Annotated in this window: 17 protein-coding genes and 1 tRNA gene; 5 read left to right on the forward strand and 13 right to left on the reverse strand. The window is 65.0% G+C overall.

Annotated elements, in window-relative coordinates:
- Positions 1–204: 204 nt before the first annotated feature.
- Positions 205–1,383: a CoA transferase gene (locus FGU64_RS09650; RefSeq protein WP_139952930.1), complete on the forward strand. Its 1,179-nt coding sequence runs from the start codon at positions 205–207 to the stop codon at positions 1,381–1,383.
- Entirely contained in the window at positions 1,380–2,237 is an 858-nt protein-coding gene (locus FGU64_RS09655; RefSeq protein ID WP_139952933.1) for a citryl-CoA lyase, read from the forward strand. Before FGU64_RS09650 ends, FGU64_RS09655 begins: the two co-directional genes overlap by 4 nt.
- Positions 2,238–2,242: 5 nt before the next feature.
- On the opposite strand, the gene FGU64_RS09660 is transcribed toward FGU64_RS09655, so the two are convergent.
- The 3 genes from FGU64_RS09660 to FGU64_RS09670 all read right to left on the reverse strand — a co-directional run bounded on the left by FGU64_RS09660 (position 2,243) and on the right by FGU64_RS09670 (position 3,518).
- On the reverse strand, positions 2,243–2,731 hold the full coding sequence (locus FGU64_RS09660; protein ID WP_139952936.1) for an NUDIX hydrolase: 489 nt from the start codon (positions 2,729–2,731) through the stop codon (positions 2,243–2,245).
- Positions 2,732–2,876: 145 nt separating this feature from the next.
- On the reverse strand, positions 2,877–3,197 hold the full coding sequence (locus tag FGU64_RS09665; RefSeq protein WP_139952939.1) for a hypothetical protein: 321 nt from the start codon (positions 3,195–3,197) through the stop codon (positions 2,877–2,879).
- A gap of 144 nt (positions 3,198–3,341) precedes the next feature.
- Complete coding sequence (locus FGU64_RS09670; RefSeq protein WP_136356536.1) at positions 3,342–3,518, reverse strand: Flp family type IVb pilin; 177 nt, start codon at positions 3,516–3,518, stop codon at positions 3,342–3,344.
- A gap of 566 nt (positions 3,519–4,084) precedes the next feature.
- On the opposite strand from FGU64_RS09670, the gene FGU64_RS09675 reads away from it, so the two are divergent.
- Positions 4,085–4,174, forward strand: a tRNA-Ser gene (locus tag FGU64_RS09675).
- Between the two features lie 591 nt (positions 4,175–4,765).
- Positions 4,766–5,521 carry a LysR substrate-binding domain-containing protein gene (locus FGU64_RS09680; protein ID WP_180375666.1) on the forward strand — a complete coding sequence of 252 codons (756 nt, stop codon included), beginning with the start codon at positions 4,766–4,768 and terminating at the stop codon, positions 5,519–5,521.
- On the opposite strand, the gene FGU64_RS09685 is transcribed toward FGU64_RS09680, so the two are convergent.
- Both FGU64_RS09685 and FGU64_RS09690 read right to left on the reverse strand, forming a co-directional pair.
- Entirely contained in the window at positions 5,470–6,606 is a 1,137-nt protein-coding gene (locus FGU64_RS09685; protein ID WP_139952946.1) for a Xaa-Pro peptidase family protein, read from the reverse strand. The genes FGU64_RS09680 and FGU64_RS09685 overlap by 52 nt on opposite strands.
- Positions 6,607–6,623: 17 nt before the next feature.
- The gene (locus tag FGU64_RS09690) at positions 6,624–7,322 is read right to left on the reverse strand and encodes a type 1 glutamine amidotransferase (RefSeq protein ID WP_210239063.1); all 699 of its coding nucleotides are present in this window, start codon (positions 7,320–7,322) and stop codon (positions 6,624–6,626) included.
- Between the two features lie 92 nt (positions 7,323–7,414).
- Here FGU64_RS09690 and FGU64_RS09695 point away from each other — a divergent pair, with 92 nt between their 5' ends.
- Positions 7,415–8,179 carry a 5-oxoprolinase subunit PxpA gene (locus tag FGU64_RS09695; RefSeq protein ID WP_139952950.1) on the forward strand — a complete coding sequence of 255 codons (765 nt, stop codon included), beginning with the start codon at positions 7,415–7,417 and terminating at the stop codon, positions 8,177–8,179.
- Between the two features lie 11 nt (positions 8,180–8,190).
- Here FGU64_RS09695 and FGU64_RS09700 read toward each other — a convergent pair whose 3' ends face one another.
- From FGU64_RS09700 to FGU64_RS09735, 8 genes are read right to left on the reverse strand one after another with little or no spacing between them, the layout of a single operon-like run.
- Positions 8,191–8,961 carry an SDR family oxidoreductase gene (locus FGU64_RS09700; protein WP_139952953.1) on the reverse strand — a complete coding sequence of 257 codons (771 nt, stop codon included), beginning with the start codon at positions 8,959–8,961 and terminating at the stop codon, positions 8,191–8,193.
- Positions 8,961–9,887, reverse strand: coding sequence for a dihydrodipicolinate synthase family protein (locus tag FGU64_RS09705; RefSeq protein WP_139955328.1), 927 nt, complete (start codon positions 9,885–9,887; stop codon positions 8,961–8,963). Before FGU64_RS09705 ends, FGU64_RS09700 begins: the two co-directional genes overlap by 1 nt.
- A 49-nt stretch (positions 9,888–9,936) precedes the next feature.
- Entirely contained in the window at positions 9,937–11,151 is a 1,215-nt protein-coding gene (locus tag FGU64_RS09710; protein ID WP_139952956.1) for a Xaa-Pro peptidase family protein, read from the reverse strand.
- Positions 11,148–12,368 (reverse strand): M20/M25/M40 family metallo-hydrolase, encoded by a 1,221-nt coding sequence (locus FGU64_RS09715; RefSeq protein WP_139952959.1) that lies wholly within the window; start codon positions 12,366–12,368, stop codon positions 11,148–11,150. Before FGU64_RS09715 ends, FGU64_RS09710 begins: the two co-directional genes overlap by 4 nt.
- Positions 12,365–13,987: an ABC transporter ATP-binding protein gene (locus FGU64_RS09720; protein WP_246671280.1), complete on the reverse strand. Its 1,623-nt coding sequence runs from the start codon at positions 13,985–13,987 to the stop codon at positions 12,365–12,367. Before FGU64_RS09720 ends, FGU64_RS09715 begins: the two co-directional genes overlap by 4 nt.
- 20 nt (positions 13,988–14,007) lie before the next feature.
- Positions 14,008–14,772, reverse strand: coding sequence for an ABC transporter permease (locus tag FGU64_RS09725; RefSeq protein ID WP_348639796.1), 765 nt, complete (start codon positions 14,770–14,772; stop codon positions 14,008–14,010).
- A gap of 49 nt (positions 14,773–14,821) precedes the next feature.
- A complete protein-coding gene (locus FGU64_RS09730; RefSeq protein WP_139952965.1) occupies positions 14,822–15,772 on the reverse strand; it encodes an ABC transporter permease in 951 nt (316 codons plus the stop codon).
- Positions 15,773–15,782: 10 nt separating this feature from the next.
- A complete protein-coding gene (locus FGU64_RS09735) occupies positions 15,783–17,339 on the reverse strand; it encodes an ABC transporter substrate-binding protein (protein ID WP_139952967.1) in 1,557 nt (518 codons plus the stop codon).
- Between the last annotated feature and the right edge of the window lie 33 nt (positions 17,340–17,372).

A 17,372-nucleotide genomic window follows, 5' to 3' on the forward strand; every position in this document is an offset into this window, starting at 1 on the left:
CGTCCTTCGAGGCTCGCTCCGCTCGCACCTCAGGATGAGGGAGATTTTGCGCCAGACGAGGGGTAACCTTGGCAGCGACCGTTCGTCCACAATCTTACGCCACTTCGCGAAAGGGCCGGTCTCCAACCTCCCTCGTCCTGAGGTGCGAGCGGAGCGAGCCTCGAAGGACGCACGACAATTGCAGACCCCGAACAGGCCAGATCCATGACGGGCCTGCTTGCCGGCATCCGCGTGCTGGACCTCACCAACGTTCTGGCAGGCCCCTACTGCGCCTACCAGCTTGCCCTGCTGGGTGCGGACGTCATCAAGGTGGAGCAGCCCGCCGGCGGCGATCTGGCGCGCCAGCTCGGCGCTTCGCCGGAGCTGAACAAGGCGCACATGGGCGCTTCCTTCCTGGCGCAGAACGCCGGCAAGCGTTCCGTCGCGCTCGACCTCAAGAACGAAACGGATCGCAGGCGCTTCCTCGACCTCGTCGCCACCGCCGATGCGCTGGTCGAGAATTTCCGCCCCGGCGTCATGAAGCGCCTGGGACTGGACTACGAGGCCTTGAAGGCGGTCCGACCGGGCCTCGTCTATTGCGCCATCTCCGGTTTCGGCCAGGACGGGCCGATGCGCGACAACCCGGCCTACGACCAGATCGTCCAGGGCCTGTCCGGCATCATGAGCATCACCGGCACGCCTGAGACGGCGCCGCTGCGAGTCGGCTACCCGGTCGCCGACACCCTGGGCGGGCTGACCGGTGCCTTTGCCATCGCCGCGGCATTGGTGCGCCAGAAAACGAGCGGCGAAGGCGCCTTCCTCGATGTGTCGATGCTGGAATGCACCCTTTCGGCGCTCGGCTGGCCGGTCTCCAACTACCTGACAGCCGGCGTCGAGCCCCAGCCGATGGGCAACGAGAACATGACGGCGGCGCCTTCCGGCGCTTTCGCCACCGCCGACGGCCTGATCAACATCGCCGCCAACAAGCAGGAGCAGTTCGTTACCCTGTGCGGCCTGATCGATCGGCCGGAACTCGCCACGGACCCGCGCTTCGCCGAGCGCGAGACGCGCAAGAAGAACCGTTTCGAACTGAAGGCGCTTATCGAAGCGGCACTCGCCTCAGCCACAGCTGCCGCGTGGGAAGAAAAGCTCAACCGCGCCGGCGTGCCCGCCGGACGAGTGCTGACCATTCCGCAGGCCTTGGCCGAGCCGCAGGTCAGCGGCCGCGGCATGACGGTGCAGTTTGAGGACGTGCCGGGCGCCGAACGCCCGGTTACGGTGGTGCGCGGCGGCTTCCTTGTCGACGGCGCAGCACCTGTCCCGACCCTGCCGCCCCCTGCCCTAGGCCAGCACGGACAGGAGGTGTTCGCCACTCTGCCACCGCGCAAGGGAACGACAGAATGAGCGGCAAGGAGAAGAAGCCGAGTGAGGAGACGACCGGCCGCGCGCGCGGCGAGGAATGGTGGCAGACTTCGATCATCGAGATGATGCCGGGCGTCATCCGCCTGCGTGGCTATGAGATCCAGGACCTGATCGGCCGCGTCTCCTTCCCGGCGATGATCTGGCTGATGCTGCGCGGCGAACTGCCCACGGACGAACAGGCCGACCTGCTTGGCATCGCGCTCGGTGCCGCCGTCGATCACGGCCCGCAGGCGCCGTCGATCGCCATCGCCCGCATGGCGGCCACCTGCGGCGTCGGCATCAACAGCGCCATGGCTTCCGCCATCAACGTGCTGGGAGACGTACATGGCGGCGCCGGCGAGCAGGCGCTTGCCTTCTACGGCGACATCGCCATCGCGATGGATGAAGGAGCGACACTCACCGATGCCGTTGCCGCGCGGCTAAATCGGTTCTTCGCGGAAGAAAGCGGCTACGTGCCGGGCTTCGGCCATCGTTTCCATCCGGTTGATCCGCGTGCGCCGCGCCTTTTGGAAGTGACACGGGACTTCGCCGCGCGCGGCGTTGTTGGCGGACGTTTCGCCACCATTGCCGAGGCAATCGAAGCGGAAATCACCCGCCGCAAACGGAAAAGAATCCCGCTCAACATCGACGGCGCCACCGCCGTCATCTACGGCGAACTCGGCTTCCCGCCGCCGCTGACGCGCGGCCTGTTCGTGCTGTCGCGCTCCGTCGGCATCCTGGCGCATGCCTGGGAGCAGACCGAACAGGGCGGCCGCAACAAGGGGCCGCTGCCGCGTGAGTGGCTGTGGGCCTATGCCGGCACGCCGAAGCGGAAGTTGCCGGACGACGGCGGATAGTCCGCTCAGGCTGCCGGACTATCCGCCGGCTCGGCTTCCTCGACCGGCGGCTTGAGTTCCTTCAGCAGCGTGGCCAACTCGGGCTCGTCGATGAGCATGGCCGCGTCCGCAGTCGTCAGCCATGCGCGGCGGCGGCTCTTTTTCTCCCGCCACGCGGTCAGTTCCTCGCTGACGGCAAGCAGGTAGACCGTCACGTCCACCCGCACGAATTGCCGCTCGAGCCGCTTCCAGTAGCTGTAGCTGCCGGCCGGCTGCTTCAGCACCTTGCCGACGACGCCCGCTTCCTGCTCGGCCTCGATGCCCGCGACCTTGCGGCCGCTCTTGCCCTTCATCGGCCACCCCTTGGGAACGATGAAGCGGCGCGTTTCGCGCGATGTCACCAGAAGCACTTCCAGTTCGCCGCCGGACCCGAACCGGAACGGTATGGCGGCGACCTGCCGGATGCGTTCGCCCTTCCTGGCCTTGCGGACCGCGTTCTTCTTGGTGACCGTCATGATCCTTCCGGTTGGCAGCGTGATTCGCGCTCGACAGCCTCACCATGTACCGGTTCGGCGGCGCATTTCCACCCCGTTTCCCGTAGTCGGCTAAGAAAAGGCCGCCTGTTTTCAGCGACAATCGGCCATCAGCGGCAATCGGCCCTCACCGGCAATCGGCAAGCGTGCCGTAGACCTGGCCCTGACAGCCCGGCTTCATGCGCGGCACCTGCCGTCGCGGCGGAGGCAGGATGATGACCGCGTCGCGATCGTCCTGCCGCAATCTCTGCTGCTCGTTCTGGAACTGCTGGCGCGACAGGCGGTTTTGCAGCGCCTGGAGGTCGCCGGCACTGGCGCCGGGCATCACGACGACGGGTGCAGGCACGATATCGACGGCTCGCGCGGCCGTCGCCGACAGGCCGCAGGCAAGTAGCCCGATGAACAGGCTTGCGAAGGCTGCGCGGGCGCAGCTGGCATCGTATCTCATGACCTTCCCAATATAGGGCGGGTGCGGCGCATTTTCACGAGGGCCGGACGACGGTATTATGTTTATACGGTGCAAACGAAAGGGGCCGCCCGAAGGCGGCCCCAATCTGCACACCGGAAACGGTGCTTACACCTGCGTCCGATATCAAGGTGTGGTGACGTCGAGTGCAGTTGAGACATCCGTAAACCGGGCGATGAGGTTGGTGCCGACCAACCTGGCGGATGCGATGATGGCGATGGCGATCAGCGTGGCGATCAGGCCGTATTCGATGGCCGTGGCGCCGGATTCGTCCTTGTAGAAACGCGAGAGAAGCTTGGTCATTTGGTGTTCCTTTGCCCAGTTGTGACGTTCGTAAACCGGTCTCTTGTCGAACCGTGGCCCATATTGCGAGGCATCGATTTCGGTTGCGTTAAGCCAAATGGTAAACGAAAGGTGCATCGCGCCTTGCTTAACGAACCGCCAATCGCAGGCCTCGAATTGTCATGTTTCGACGACGACAAGGCCATGTCTTTGCCCGCTCACAACGCGGCGCCGACCGGCGGGCCACGCCCGGCTGCTCGCGGGTTCGGTTTTCGATTCATGCCGCCCGAAAGCCGCTTGCAGCCTGTGCGTTCGCTTTCCGCCACCGAATCCGCGAAGCGGGAGGAACCGTACCGCTCCGCAAGGCAGCGGCGAACAGGCATTGCCGGCGACTTGATCATATGACACGTCGATATGGCTTGGCATTCCGCTCCGGATCGACTAGATGAGCCCCGCACCCGTCATAACGGCGGGCGCAGCGGAAGGGCGATGCCGGTCGGGCGCGTCCGGGGCGGGCTCGCAGAGCCGGTTTCCGCCGAAGCGCGAGCCCGACCCCGCGGTTCAACCAGCCGCAGGCGCGCACCGACGGAGAGGTGGCCGAGTGGTTGAAGGCGCACGCCTGGAAAGTGTGTTTACGGGAAACCGTAACGCGGGTTCGAATCCCGCTCTCTCCGCCAGCGGTTTTCCACTCTCCGCCAATTTCCCCGCAAACAGCTGATTTCCCAGGACAAAAGCCATCTCGGGAACGCCCGACAAGGGTGTTCGGAGATGAAAGTATCGTCCAAAGTGTCGCTCGGGGTATCGCGTGAAGTATCGCCCGTGGAAAGCACGGAACAGCCCCGGCTTCACGGAAAGGCGCCACCGCAAGGCGCTCGGGCCGGGCGCTATCTCGTCCGGTCAGGCTCCGTCTGCATCTTCCAGATTAGGCTGCCGAAGATCTGTGCGGCAACGGGCTGTGCCCTGTCCGCGTCAGCCTGGGCGCGCTGACCGCGCGACGGGCACGAGTCCGTGCGGATCTGATGGCGGCGCATTCCCGCCATTGCTCGAGAAGATGAGGACAAGGCGCTTGGCCGACGAGCGGAGCCGAGACGGGGGAGACAGCCAGGGCTCGCCGCGGTTCTCGGGCGACACGCAGGAAGAGGCACTGGCGGGGTCCGCGGCTACCTGAAGCTGTCGCGTCCTTCGGGCCGCCGGAGCCGCCGCCCACCCCGCCGCATCAGGAAGCCGCGTTCGAAGGCGTGCGCGGACTGGTCTGTATAGCGCGAGAGTTGGCGAAGGGTCCCGATGGCAATCCGGTAGTCGTGGAAAATGCCGAGTTGCTCAAGGCACGCTACGTCGAGAAATTCTCTTCCGGAGGCGCCGCCAAGGCATCACCCCCAGGTCGAAATACCCTGCACGATTGCCGGAGCCACGAGACCCTCGGCTATATCCTTTCAGAACAGGCGGAGATCGGCGTAACGGTCCGCCCGGTCGATATGCTGGAACATCCGCAGCTTTTATCATGTGGTCGAGCGCAACAATCCGCTGATGCTGTGCTGCGCAAGGACAATCCGCTCGCCCGCCGCCTGGACGCGACATGGGACGATATTCGTACCTCTCGCATCCTGTTGCTGCCCCAATCCAGCGCCGCGTCTCGGCTGGTCGCTTCGGTGGTTTCGGCGCAAGCCGTCCGCTTCGACAGGGTCTTCGAAGTCTCGCTCATCGACACCGCGCTTGGCATGGCGGCGGCCGGTTATGGCGTGGTTGTCCTGCCGAGCTACGTGAAGTCGCGCCACCGTGCCGACAGCGTTGTCTATCGCCCCATCCAGGGAGCCTCCGCCCAGTTCCATTTCAGCCTGCAATACCTGCGGGGCGTTCGCTTTCGGGAACAGCGAGGAGCTTTGCCGACCACTTGCGCTCGCACGTTCAAAAGTGGTGAACGACGGGCAAAAACGATGAACAAGGGGGGCGAGAGAGGCGACCCATCCGGCGATCAACGCGAAGTGACAAAAAGCTGGCGCGGAAAATTGGTAAGGCGCTCATGACCGTCCGCGGTTACGCGGATGGTTTCGGACATTCCAAATCCGCGCGCCAGGACGTAGGTGTGGAAAACCATGTTCTCCTCGAACCTCCAATTCGCACCGGGATGGGCTTCCAGCGGTTCGCCCCCGTTGGGCTGAAGCAGCAGGCCCACGGAATAGAAGGTCTTGTTTGTATAGGTTTCGCGCAGGCCCGCCGACAGAACGCCGTCCCGATACACCGCATCGGGCACGGTCGCAGCGACGCCCGCGCGCACCTGCGCCAGAGCGGCGTCCTGAATGCGAATCAACTGTTCCGCCAGCCGATGGTCGGCGTCGGAAGCCTCGGCCACGCGGATCGGCCGCATGAACCGGGCATGATAGTGCTTCACATTCGGCGTCGTCTCGATCTGGACGATATCGCCGTGTTGCAGGATCCGGTCGGAATAGCCGCCGTGCAGGTGATAGGCCCGCTCGCCCGACGACATGACCCCCGGCCCCGGAAGATCGGAGCCTGCCTGGATCATGGCAGCGCAAACCTCGGCCGCCATCTCCCGCTCGGAGGCACCAACCCGTGCGCTGGCGATCGCCGCCTGCATGCCCGCCTCGGCCGCCTTGGCGGCCTGGCGCTGATACGCGATCTCCGCCGGCGATTTGATAAAACGCATCGTCGGAACCATCAGGCTCTGATCCTCGATCCGCATCGCCGGCAGGACTTCCCGGATCGCATCCCATCGTTGCGCGTTGAGGACCCATGCGCCCAGTTCGACACCGATGGCCTGCGCGCCTTTCAAACGGCCGGCGATGGTCAGGGCGGCCAGTTGATTGCGATCGTCCTCGTCGGTCCACATGACCCGGTCGGGGAAGACGCAAGTGGCGTCGAGATAATATTCCTCGACGTCGCGGCAAAAAAGCGTGGGCTCGCCATCGGCCGGTATGATGGCAAATTGGAATGTCCCGTAGCCGCGGGTGAAATAGCCGGTGACCCAGGTAACCGTCTCGGGCTGGAATGCAAGAAGCGCATCAAGTCCGCGCTCCTTCAGTCCTGCCTGCACGCGCGCCAGGCGAGCCCGGTATTCGGCGACGTCGAACCAGTAGGAAGTCTGTACCAAGATCGTTCTTCCCGGATTCAGCTGCGTGAAATCATCTCGGCGAAGCGGGTCAGCGCAGTCTTGGCTTCCATCGCTTCGTCCGCCCTGGCGATCAGGTCGTCGACGTCCCCGCCGTCCGCCGTCATCCGTTCGCGGTTCTCCTCGAACCAGATCGACGCCTGTGCGCGGGTGACTTCCGGATGACCCTGAATGCCCCAAGCGGGAGCGGTGCGATGGCGCCAGACCTGGTTGGGGCAGACATCCGAGGAAGCCAGGACCACCATATCCGGATGCCCGTGGCGCACCTCGTCGTTGTGCCAGACGAACATACGGACGGTCTCGCCCCAGTCGCGTGCCAGCGGGTCGTCGACGGCGGTCGCCTTTACCTCGAGGTCCTTGTAGTCGATCTCGCACCATTCGCGGCGAAACACCTGGTCCTTGCCGCAAAGCGCGGATGCCAGGATCTGGCTGCCGAAACAGATTCCCAGCATGGGAATTCCGCGATCCGCCGCCTCGCGGATAAGGTCGTGTTCGCGGTGAATGAAGGGAACGTCCTCATACGCCCCGTGCGGACTGCCCGAAAGGAAAATCCCATGATAGCCGTCGAGAGTGGCAGGAAACTCATTGTTCCATGCCCAATACCGGTCGACCGACAGGCCCCAGCCCTCGAACCGGTCGTCGAGTCTCGCCACGGACTGAAGCTTGCGTCCGTTCCCCAGGTAGAGCAGTCGTGTCACGTCGATTTCCGGCTTTCGAAGAATGGTCGATGATTGGTATACCACTGGCGTCCCAATTGACAACCGGTATTGTATGAACAAGGAGATGTGAGATGCAGGTCGATCTGAACGCTGATCTCGGCGAGGGCTTCGGCCCGTGGAAAATGGGCGACGATGCCGCGCTGATGGACATCATCACCACGGCGAACGTGGCTTGCGGTTTCCACGCCGGCGACCCGGCGATCATGCGCCGCACCGTGATCGATGCGCGGGCGCGCGGCGTCGCCGTCGGAGCGCATCCAGGCTATGCCGATCTCGCCGGTTTTGGCCGCCGTGCCATGCCCGGCATCACGGCGCACGAGATCGAAGAACTGGTGGCGGTGCAGGTCGGCGCTCTGGGCGCGATCTGCGCGCTTGAAAATTACCCCATGACGCATGTGAAGACCCATGGCGCGCTTGGCAACGCCTGTGCCGACGATGACGCGCTGGCCGCGGCCGTCGCGCGCGCCATCAAGGCCGTCGATCCGGATCTTTGCTTCATCGTAATGCCCGGCACGGCGACCGAACGGGCAGCGGAACGGCTCGGCCTGCGGGCTATCCGCGAAGTCTACGCCGACCGTACCTATGCGGACAGTTTTAACCTGACCCCGCGCAGCCAGCCTGACGCCATGATCCACGACCCGTCCGAGGCCTTGGCGCGTGTGCTCGACATGGTCGAAAACAGTCGGATCGTCTCGACCTCGGGAAAGATACTCAAGGCCGGGATCGATTCCATCTGCGTCCATGGAGACGGCGCGCAGGCCGTTGCCATGGCACTCGCGCTGCGGCGAGGCCTCGAAGCGGCCAATGTGGCGGTCCGCTCTCCGGTCCGGCCCTGACGCCGCAGCATTCAAAGACTGCGGATCATGCCTCCGTCCACCCGAACCATCGAGCCGGTCACATAACTGGCCTGCTCGGAACACAGGAAAGCGACGACGGCCGCGAACTCCTCGGGACGGCCATAACGGCCCGTCGGTATGGTCGCGCGGGACGCTGCCTCGACCGCGCTTACGTCCTCTCCCACGGCCCTTGCCTTGATCCTGTCGAGTTCAGCCACACGGCCGGTCGCGATTCGCCCCGGCAGGACCATGTTCACGGTGACGCCGCGCGACGCGACCTCGCCGGCAAGCGTCTTGGACCAGCCAGCCATGACACCGCGCACGCCATTGGAGAGCGCAAGGCCGGGTATGGGCGCCTCGATTCCCGACGAACCGATCGTGACGATCCGACCCCAGCCACCTGCAATCATGCCTTCCAGCGCGGCATCGGTGATCGCGAATACGGGCGTCGCCATGGCGTCGAAAGCGGCACGCCATTTCTCGGCCGGTTGCCCCCTTGCCTGTCCGGCCGGCGGGCCTCCACAATTGTTGACTAGGACCTGCACCGGATCGGCGCGCAATTCCTCGCACAGGGCAGCGACGGCCGTCATGTCGGTCAGGTCGAGGGCACGCGCGCGGATGCGGCCGACCGCCTGCCCTTCGAGGTTCTTGGGAATCTCGCCTGAGCGCGAGAGGGCAACCACCTCCGTCCCTTCCGCGGCAAGAGCTATGGTACATGCCGCGCCCAGCCCTTTGCTGCCACCAAGGACGAGTGCGCGTTTCCCGGAAAGACCGAAATCCATCAGCCAAGCTCCTTCAGACGACGTTCCTGCCGGGCGATCAACCGATCGACCTCGGCCTCGGCCTCGGGAGAAAGCGCGCTGCCCGGGTTTCGCTGTGCGGTGTGGGCGATGGCTCCGCGCCGCGCAAGAACATGCTTGCGGACCGCCAATCCGACGCCCGGCTGTTGCTCGTAGCGCACCAACGGAAGATAGGCGTCGAAAATGTCCTGCGCGCGATCGTGATTGCCGGCCGTGGCAAGGTCGACAACTTGCGACAGCATCTCCGGATAGCCGAAGCCGGTCATCGCGCCATCGGCTCCCCGCGCCATCTCCTCGGGCAGGAAAACGCCACCATTGCCGCACAGGATGGAGATGCGCCGGCGCCCCTTGGCTTCAGCCGTGCGCAGCGCCGTGATCTTGGCAAGCCCCGGCCAGTCTTCATGCTTGAGCATCACGACCTGCGGCACGTCGTCGACGATACGTCCGATCACAGCAGGGTCGATGTGCACGCCGGTGGCCAGCGGAAAGTCCTGCAGGACGACGGGCACATCCTTGCCTGCGGCCGCGGCGGCCTGCTTGAAATAGCCGTGGATCTGCGCGTCCGTCCGAAGATTGGCAGGCGGCGCGATCATCACGCCCGCCGCCCCTATATCCATCACCGAAGCCGAAAGTTCCGTAATGGCCGCAAGGCCGGGAGCCGAGACGCCGACAACAACGGGCACATCGCCGGCGCGGGCGATGACGCGGGCCGCGACCTGGCGCGCCTCGTTCTGCGTCAGTTTCGGCGCCTCGCCCATCATGCCCAGGATTGTCAGGCCCGAAGCCCCCTTTTCCAGGTAGAAATCCGTCACTCGGTCCAGACTGTCGAGATCGAGCTGTCCGTCCGGCAGGAAAGGCGTGACGGAGATGACGAAAACGCCTCTGGCGGCTTCGGTCAGGCGTGGCATGGTTTCTCCTTTGACAACAGCGCGGGCGAACAAGCGCCCGCCAGAACACTCAGACCTTCCAGAGCTGCAAGGGCAGAGCGCTGAAGGTTTCGACCCCGCTGCCCGCCTCGCCGATGGCGAAGGTCTGGCCGACTCCCGCCACCAGTCCGGTCGTGGCATCGGGGATCATGATATGGACGAAGAAGACCATGCCCGCCTCCAGCACCAGGGGATTGCCGCTGTAGATCATCGGCGGCACGTCCATCCAGGTCGGCTTGAAGGTACAGCCCAGGGCATAACCGCAGGCGGCGTAGCGGGCATGGGCGAAACCGGCGCGATCCAATACCCCGCGATGGATGTCATCCAGCGTGCCGAGCAGCTCGCCCGGCCGGGCGGCCGCCTTGATGCGCTCCAGCGCCTCGATGGCGACGGCCATCTGGCGTTCCTGGCGCGGATCGGCGGAGCCGACCGCGACGGTATGCTCGACCACCACATGATAGCGGCAGGCGGACCCCGCGAGCTCGATCAGCACCTGGTCCTGCGTCTCGATTTTTCGAGCGCCGCCGATGCCGCGGCCGTAGAGGGCGCGCGGACCGACATTGACCAGCGGGCCGCCGGAAGGCATGTCGGCTCCCGCCGCCAGCATCGCGGTCACGGCGGCACCGGAAAGGGCTGTGTCGTAAACCCCCGGCCTGGCGGCCCGGATCGCCGCCATGGTCGCGGCATCGGCGAGATTCCCGGCGGCGCGGACGAGTTCCAGTTCGGCAGCCGATTTGACCAGACGCTGGGAACGTACGAGGTCGGAAGCGTCTTCCAGCACGCAGAACCCAGCCATTGCGGATTCGACCAGACGCCAGTTGGCGGCCGTCAAGCCATGGTTCGCCAGTTCCACGCCGATGCGGGCGCCCTTCAGGCCACGCGCCTCGACGATCGCCCTGAGGTCCTGGGCCGGATCGGCGCCTTCGGCATTAAGCCATATGTGCACCTCGTCGTAGAGCGAGGCGACCTCGGCCTGGCGCCTGTCCGGGGTGCGGGTCAGCAGAGCGGTGTTTCCGTCGTCGGCGGTGATGAGGCCCGCCTGGAAAAAGACATAGCCGGCCGTGTCGTAACCGGTCAGGTAGTAGTGGCTTTCCTGCGCAAAGATCAGGATTGCATCCAGGCCGCGCTCGACCAGCAATTTACGTGTGCGCGCCAGCCGGCCCCGATGCTCCGTCTCGGGAAAACGCAGTACCACCTCGCGGCCGGTAAGCGTGCGTGCGGGAAATTCGCGGGCGAGATCGATCATGTCAGCTCGCAGATGTCGCAGATGGTCAGCAGATAGATGCGGATCATGTCGAGATAGTCGGGAATATCCACCCGTTCGTCGGGCATGGTGTTGTAGCGCCCGCCCGGACCGCAGACGACGCCTTCCATTCCGCCGGCGGCATAGAGATGGCCGGCGTCGGTGCCATAGAAGCCGGTCGGCGTCAGCGGACCGGTCGGCTGCGCTTCGCCCCGGATCGCCTCGTAGGCTCCGTTGAGCGCGGTGACGATGCGGCTGTCGCGGGCAACCTCGAAAGCCGGCATGATCGGCCGGCCGGCGGATTTCCGCGTCTCGACCGTGGCCTTGAGCCCCGGCCATCGTTGCATGAGGCCGCCGAGCACGCGGCGAATGTCGGCCAGCGCGTTGTCTTCCGTCTGGCCGGGGCCATACCGGCCGGAGCCGGTCAGCCGCACGAAGTCGGCGACCTGGGGCGGACGCCATTCGTGCAAATCGCGGCCGAGCGCACCGTGGATGGTGCCGACATGCACCCGGTTGATCGAACGATGTGCGTCGCTGGGCGCGTCGGAAAAAGTAAGCATCGTCAGTTCGGGGATAAGGTCGCAGGCGGCGCGTATGGCATCCACCGCCTCTTCGCGCTTCGACAGATGCCGGGTGATGCCTTCCAGCTCGATGACGAAGGTAAAGGCCTCGGCATGCATCGTGATGGCGGCTAGGTCGGAAGGCTCGGAATTGATGAAATAATCGGCCTTCAGTCCCGATTCCACGGCGCGCAGCGTGCCGATTCCGCCCTGCAGTTCGCCGATCACGTAAGTGAGGATCACGTCGCCCTTCAACCGCACGCCGTTCTCGATCAGCGTTCGCACCGCGCAAAGGGACGAGGCGTCGCCGGCCTTCATGTTCGACACGCCGATGCCGTAGATGAAGCGGTCGTCCACCAGGCCGCCCCAGGGATCGACCGTCCAGCCCTCGGTCACCGGATTGGTGTCCAGGTGTCCGTTGAAGAGAAGGCTCTTACCCCCGCCGGTGCCGCGCCAGATGCCGATGGCGTTCACCCGGCCGCCTTCGACCGGCATGAGATAAGCCTCGAGGCCCAGCGCCGACATGACCCCCACCATGTGCTCGGCCAACGCCCGTTCTCCGGGCGTTTCCGTGTAGCTCTTGTGGCGTACCATCTCGGCCAGTGTATCGAGGCTGGCGCGTTCGTCGACCTTGCGGGCAAGCTCCACGGCTTTGGTCATTCGCCTTGCACTCCCTGGAATTCGGCGGGCAGGGGCACGGCCTCGAGCAACGCCCGCGTATAGGCGTCGCGGTCGGGCTCCTCCGCCTGCGCGACGTCGAACGTGTCGACCAGCCTCCCGCGTTGCATCACGGCGATGCGGTGAGCGAGTTGGCGGATCAGATTCAGGTCATGCGTGATGAACAGGCAGGCGGCGCCCGTCTTGCGCTGCAGATCGGTCAGCAACCGCGCGACCGCCGCCTGCACCGAAACGTCGAGCGCCGCGGTGATTTCGTCGCAGATGACCAGTTTCGGCTCGGCGGCGAAGGCACGCGCGATGGCGACGCGCTGCTTCTGACCGCCGGACAATTCGTGCGGATAGCGCGAGGCGAATTCGGCGGGCAGCAGCACCATCTCCAGCAGTTCGCGAATCCGGTCTGCGACCTTGGAGCGCGGCACAAGTCCGTAAAGGCGGAGCGGCCGCGACAGGATGCTGCCGATGGTCTGGGACGGGTTGAGGCTCGCATCGGGGTGTTGGAAAACGATCTGCACCTCGCGCCGGTAAGCGCGGTCGAAAGCCTGGCGCCGATCGAAGCGGCGACCATTGAAATGCACCTCGCCCTGGAAATCGCGCAGTCCCGAAATGACCTGGGCCATCGTCGACTTACCCGAGCCGCTCGCCCCGACAAGGCCGAGCAATTCCCCCGGACGTATGTCGAAGCCGACATTTTGGGCCCCGAAGAACGACTCCGCTTCGCGCCCCAGCATGCGGCGCAGCCAGCTGTCGGTATCGTAACGGACGGTAATGCCGCGCACCGACAGCAGCGGTTCCGTCTTGATCGGCTCGGCCACGGCGATGCGGTCGTCCGGCTTGGGCACGGCGGCCATCAGCTTGCGGGTGTAATCATCCTTCGGCGCACGGAAAACGTCATGAGCCTGCCCGCTTTCAACGATCTTGCCGCGATGAATCACCGACACCCGATCCGCGATGCGCGAAACCAGGCCAAGATCGTGCGAGATGTAAAGCGCGGCCACGCCGGTCTCGGCGCGCAGGCGCAGGAAGAGGTCGAGAATCTGCTGCGCCGTCAGGATGTCGAGCGCGGTCGTCGGCTCGTCGAAGATGATGAGTTCGGGATTGCAGGCGAAGGCGGAGGCAATGACGACGCGCTGCTTTTCACCGCCCGACGCCTGGTGCGGGTAACGCCGCATGATCTCGGCCGGGCGCGCGATTCCGGTACGGGTCAGCGCCGCTTCGCCTTCTGTCCATGCCGCCTCCTGGCTCAGGCCCTGATGGCGAACCAGCACTTCCGCAATCTGGTCGCCCATTCGCATGGTCGGGTTGAGCGACGAGCTGGGGTCCTGGAAGACCATCGCGACACGACGCCCGCGGAGCGACTCCATCTGCCCCTGGGTCTTGGTCAACAAATCCTCGCCGGAAAGCATGATCCGGCCGGACAGGGAATGCGCATTACGCGGCAGGTAGCGCATGATCGCCCAGGCGAGGGTCGATTTGCCCGAGCCGCTTTCGCCGACGAGCGCGTGGGTCTCTCCCGGTCGGACGTCGAGATTGACGGCGTTGAGCGCGGTTATGGTGTCCTGCGGGGCGTCATAGGCCAGCGTGTAGTCGCGGACCTCCAGCACGGGCCGTTCCGTCGCTCCGCTCATGCGCGAACCCTTTTCGGATCGAGGGCGTCTCGCAAGGCATCGCCGAACAGATTGAAGCCCATGGCCGTGACGGCAATGGCCACGCCCGGCACCGCCACGCACCATGGATTGCGGAACATGAACTGGCGCGCCTCGGCGACCATCAGGCCCCATTCCGTCGAAGGCGGTTGTGCGCCGAGGCCGAGGAAGCCGAGCGTCGCTCCGATCATGATCGCGAAGCTGACCCTGATGGTGGCCTCCACGATGATCGGGCCGAGCGCATTGGGCAGCACTTCCCGCCAGACGATCCACAGCCGGGATTCACCCCGCGCGATCGCAGCCAGAACGTATTCGCGGGTGCGGACCGACAGGACCGAGCTGCGCGCGATTCGCGCCATGCCCGGAGCAAAAGTCACCGCCACGGCAAGCATCGCCTGGGTCGTGCCGCCGCCGAGGAAGGTCACGATCAGCAAGGTGAACAGAAGTTCCGGCATCGCCAACAGGCCGTCGAGGACACGCATAATGATGCTGTCGACCCTGCCTCCCGCGACGCCGGCGATGACGCCGATGATCGACCCGACGCCAACGCCGAGCGCGGTGGCGCCGAGGCCAAAGAAGACCGTCGAGGGCGCGCCGTTGAGAAGCCGTGACAGAATATCCCGGCCATACTGATCCGTGCCGAGGAGGAACTGCCAGCTCGGCCCCTGCAAGCGGGAGGCTGCGTGGAACTGTTGCGGGTCGTAAGGCGTGATCATCGGCCCGAACAGCGCGGCGCACAGCACGATCGCCAACAGAGCCCCGCCGACGAGCCCCGCAGGATTTCTTATGAAATCACGCATGGCGCACCCTCGGGTCGAGCCAGGCGATGACGATGTCCGACAGGAGGTTCGACATGGCGTAGACGACAGCCAGCAGGAGGGTGATCGCCTGGATCACCGGCAGGTCGCGGTTCTGCAGTGCATAGATCAGCGTCCTGCCAAGTCCGGGCCAGGCGAAAATCTCCTCGACGACGATAATGCCGCCGAGCAGATAACCAATGTCGAGCGAAATCACCGCGACTGCCGGGGCTAGTGCGTTCGGAAGCGCATGGCGCCAGATGACACGGCGCCGCGATATGCCTTTCAGATGCGCAGCACGAACGTATTCCGACGAAAGAACCTCCGACATTTCCGAGCGCACCTGGCGGGAGATGTGCGCCATCAGGATCAGCCCCAGCGTGGCCGCGGGCAGGATGGCGTGGCGCAGGAAGCCGAGAAAATCCTGGCTCGGCGCGACAAACCCGCCTGCCGGCAGGACCGGCCATTCCGGCGAGGCGAACAGAACCAGCAGCAGCGTCGCCGTCACGAACTCGGGCATGGCGGTGCCGATATAGGAGAACAGGCCGATCAACAGGTCCCAGATCGTGCCGCGCCGCAGGGCCGCCACCGCACCGAGCGGGATCGCGATCGCCGTCACTGTGACCAGCGCCAAGAGTGCCAGCCAGGCTGAATTTCGGAACGCCTCGCCGACCACCTGCGAAACCGGCAGCGACAGCCGCAGCGAGGTTCCGAAGTCGCCGTGCAGTACGCCGCCGATCCAGCGCAGATATTGTTCGGCCAACGGCTGGTCGAGTCCGAGCTGGTGTTCGAGAGCTGCCAGAGATTCCGGCGTGGCGTGCTCGCCAAGGATCATGACCGCGGCGTTGCCGGGCAAGACCATGGTGATGCCGAAGACGGCCAGGGTCACGATCGCCAGAACGAAGACGATCGCGCCCAGGCGGCGGAGGATGTAAGCGAGGCTCAAGCGCGCAATCTCAGCTTTTGTCGAGCCAGACGTCTTCGACGAAGAAATAGCGTGAGATCGGCGCCACCTGCCACTGCTCCGTAGTGTCGCGGTTGGCGGTCAGCACATCCTCGAAGAACGGCACGATATAGGGAACCTGTTCCTCTTCAAGTTTCTGCGCACGGGCATAGATATCGGCGCGTTGCGCGTGTTCGATCGTGGAACTGCCTTCCGCGATCAGGGCGTCGAAATCCTTGTTCTTCCATTCCGTGTCCTGATAGGAGGCATCGGAGGTCAAGAGCAGGCGATAGGTCGAATCAACCGTGGGCTGCATGCCCCAGTAGCCGATATAGAAGGCGCCCTTCATCCAGACATTCGCCAGATAGGTGTCATGCGGCATGGTCTCGATGGTCAGGTCGAATCCGCCGCCCGCCGCCGATTGCTTCAGCGCGATGGCGGTCTGGACCCGGATGGCCGGCCGATCGGAGGCGACCAGCGTCGTCTTGATCCCGTCTGGGTAGCCGGCCTCGGCGAGCAGCTTGCGCGCACCTTCGGGATCGTAGGGCACCGGGTTCCGCGCGACCGCGAACTCCAGTTCCGGCGCCACGAGCGTGTCGGCGGCGGGACGGCCGAGCCCTTCGAGAATGACCTCGACCAGCAAGTCGCGATCGGTCGCCATCGCCAGCGCCCGGCGCACGCGCACGTCGTCCCAGGGTTTGGTATCCTGGCGCATGGTCACGCAGACGAAGCGACCCGACGGCACGCGCTTGGCCTCGACGCCGGCCTCCGCGGCAATGCGGGCGTACTCGGCCTGCTGCACCGTCAGCATGACATCGGTCGTGCCGGAGAGGAAATTCGCGGTCTCGGCGGCGAGATCGGGGAACAGCAACATCTCGACTGCATCAAGATAGGGCTTGCCGGACTGGTAATAGTTCTCGTTCTTCACCAGCCGCACCATGCGGGCGCTGTCATAGGTTTCGAGCTTGAACGGCCCGGTGCCGTTGGCCTTGGTGTCCAGCTCGCTCAGCGGCGCTTCAAGCGCTGCCTTCGACACGATCCGGGCGTTGGCATGAGCCGCCGACACCGGCAGGTCGGCGAATGGCGAGCTGAGCGTAAACTTCACAGTGACCGGATCGACCGCCTCGACCTTCTTGACCATGCTCAGCACCGAGCGGGCGGCGGCCGGCACGTCGGGGTTGAGAATGGTCGTATAGGTCGCCACCACGTCGTCCGCTGTCAGCGGCGTTCCATCGTGGAATGTCACGCCCTTGCGAAGGTGAAAGGTGAATTCCGTCGCGTCTGGAGAACCTTCCCAGCTTTCGGCCAGATCCGGCTGCACCTTGCTGTCGATGCCGATGCGGGTCAAACCCGAGTAAAGCATGTCCGCCACCGGATATTCGGCCGGACCGGACAGGTTGAGAACATTGAGCGTTGCGATGCGGGTGGAATGGCTGATGCGCAGCGTACCGCCCGTCTTGGGCGCAGCCGTCTGGGCGAGACTGCCGGAAGGCAGCCCCAGACCGGTGGCCAGGCCGGTGGCGGCAAGGCCCATCAGGACATGACGTCGCTTCAAGGTCAGCAAAGCCATTGCTTTTCTCCGTGTCAGTGGTTTGGTCGCCGT

Source organism: Mesorhizobium sp. 8 (assembly GCF_006351905.1).
In the GTDB taxonomy this organism is placed as follows: Bacteria; Pseudomonadota; Alphaproteobacteria; order Rhizobiales; family Rhizobiaceae; genus Mesorhizobium; species Mesorhizobium composti.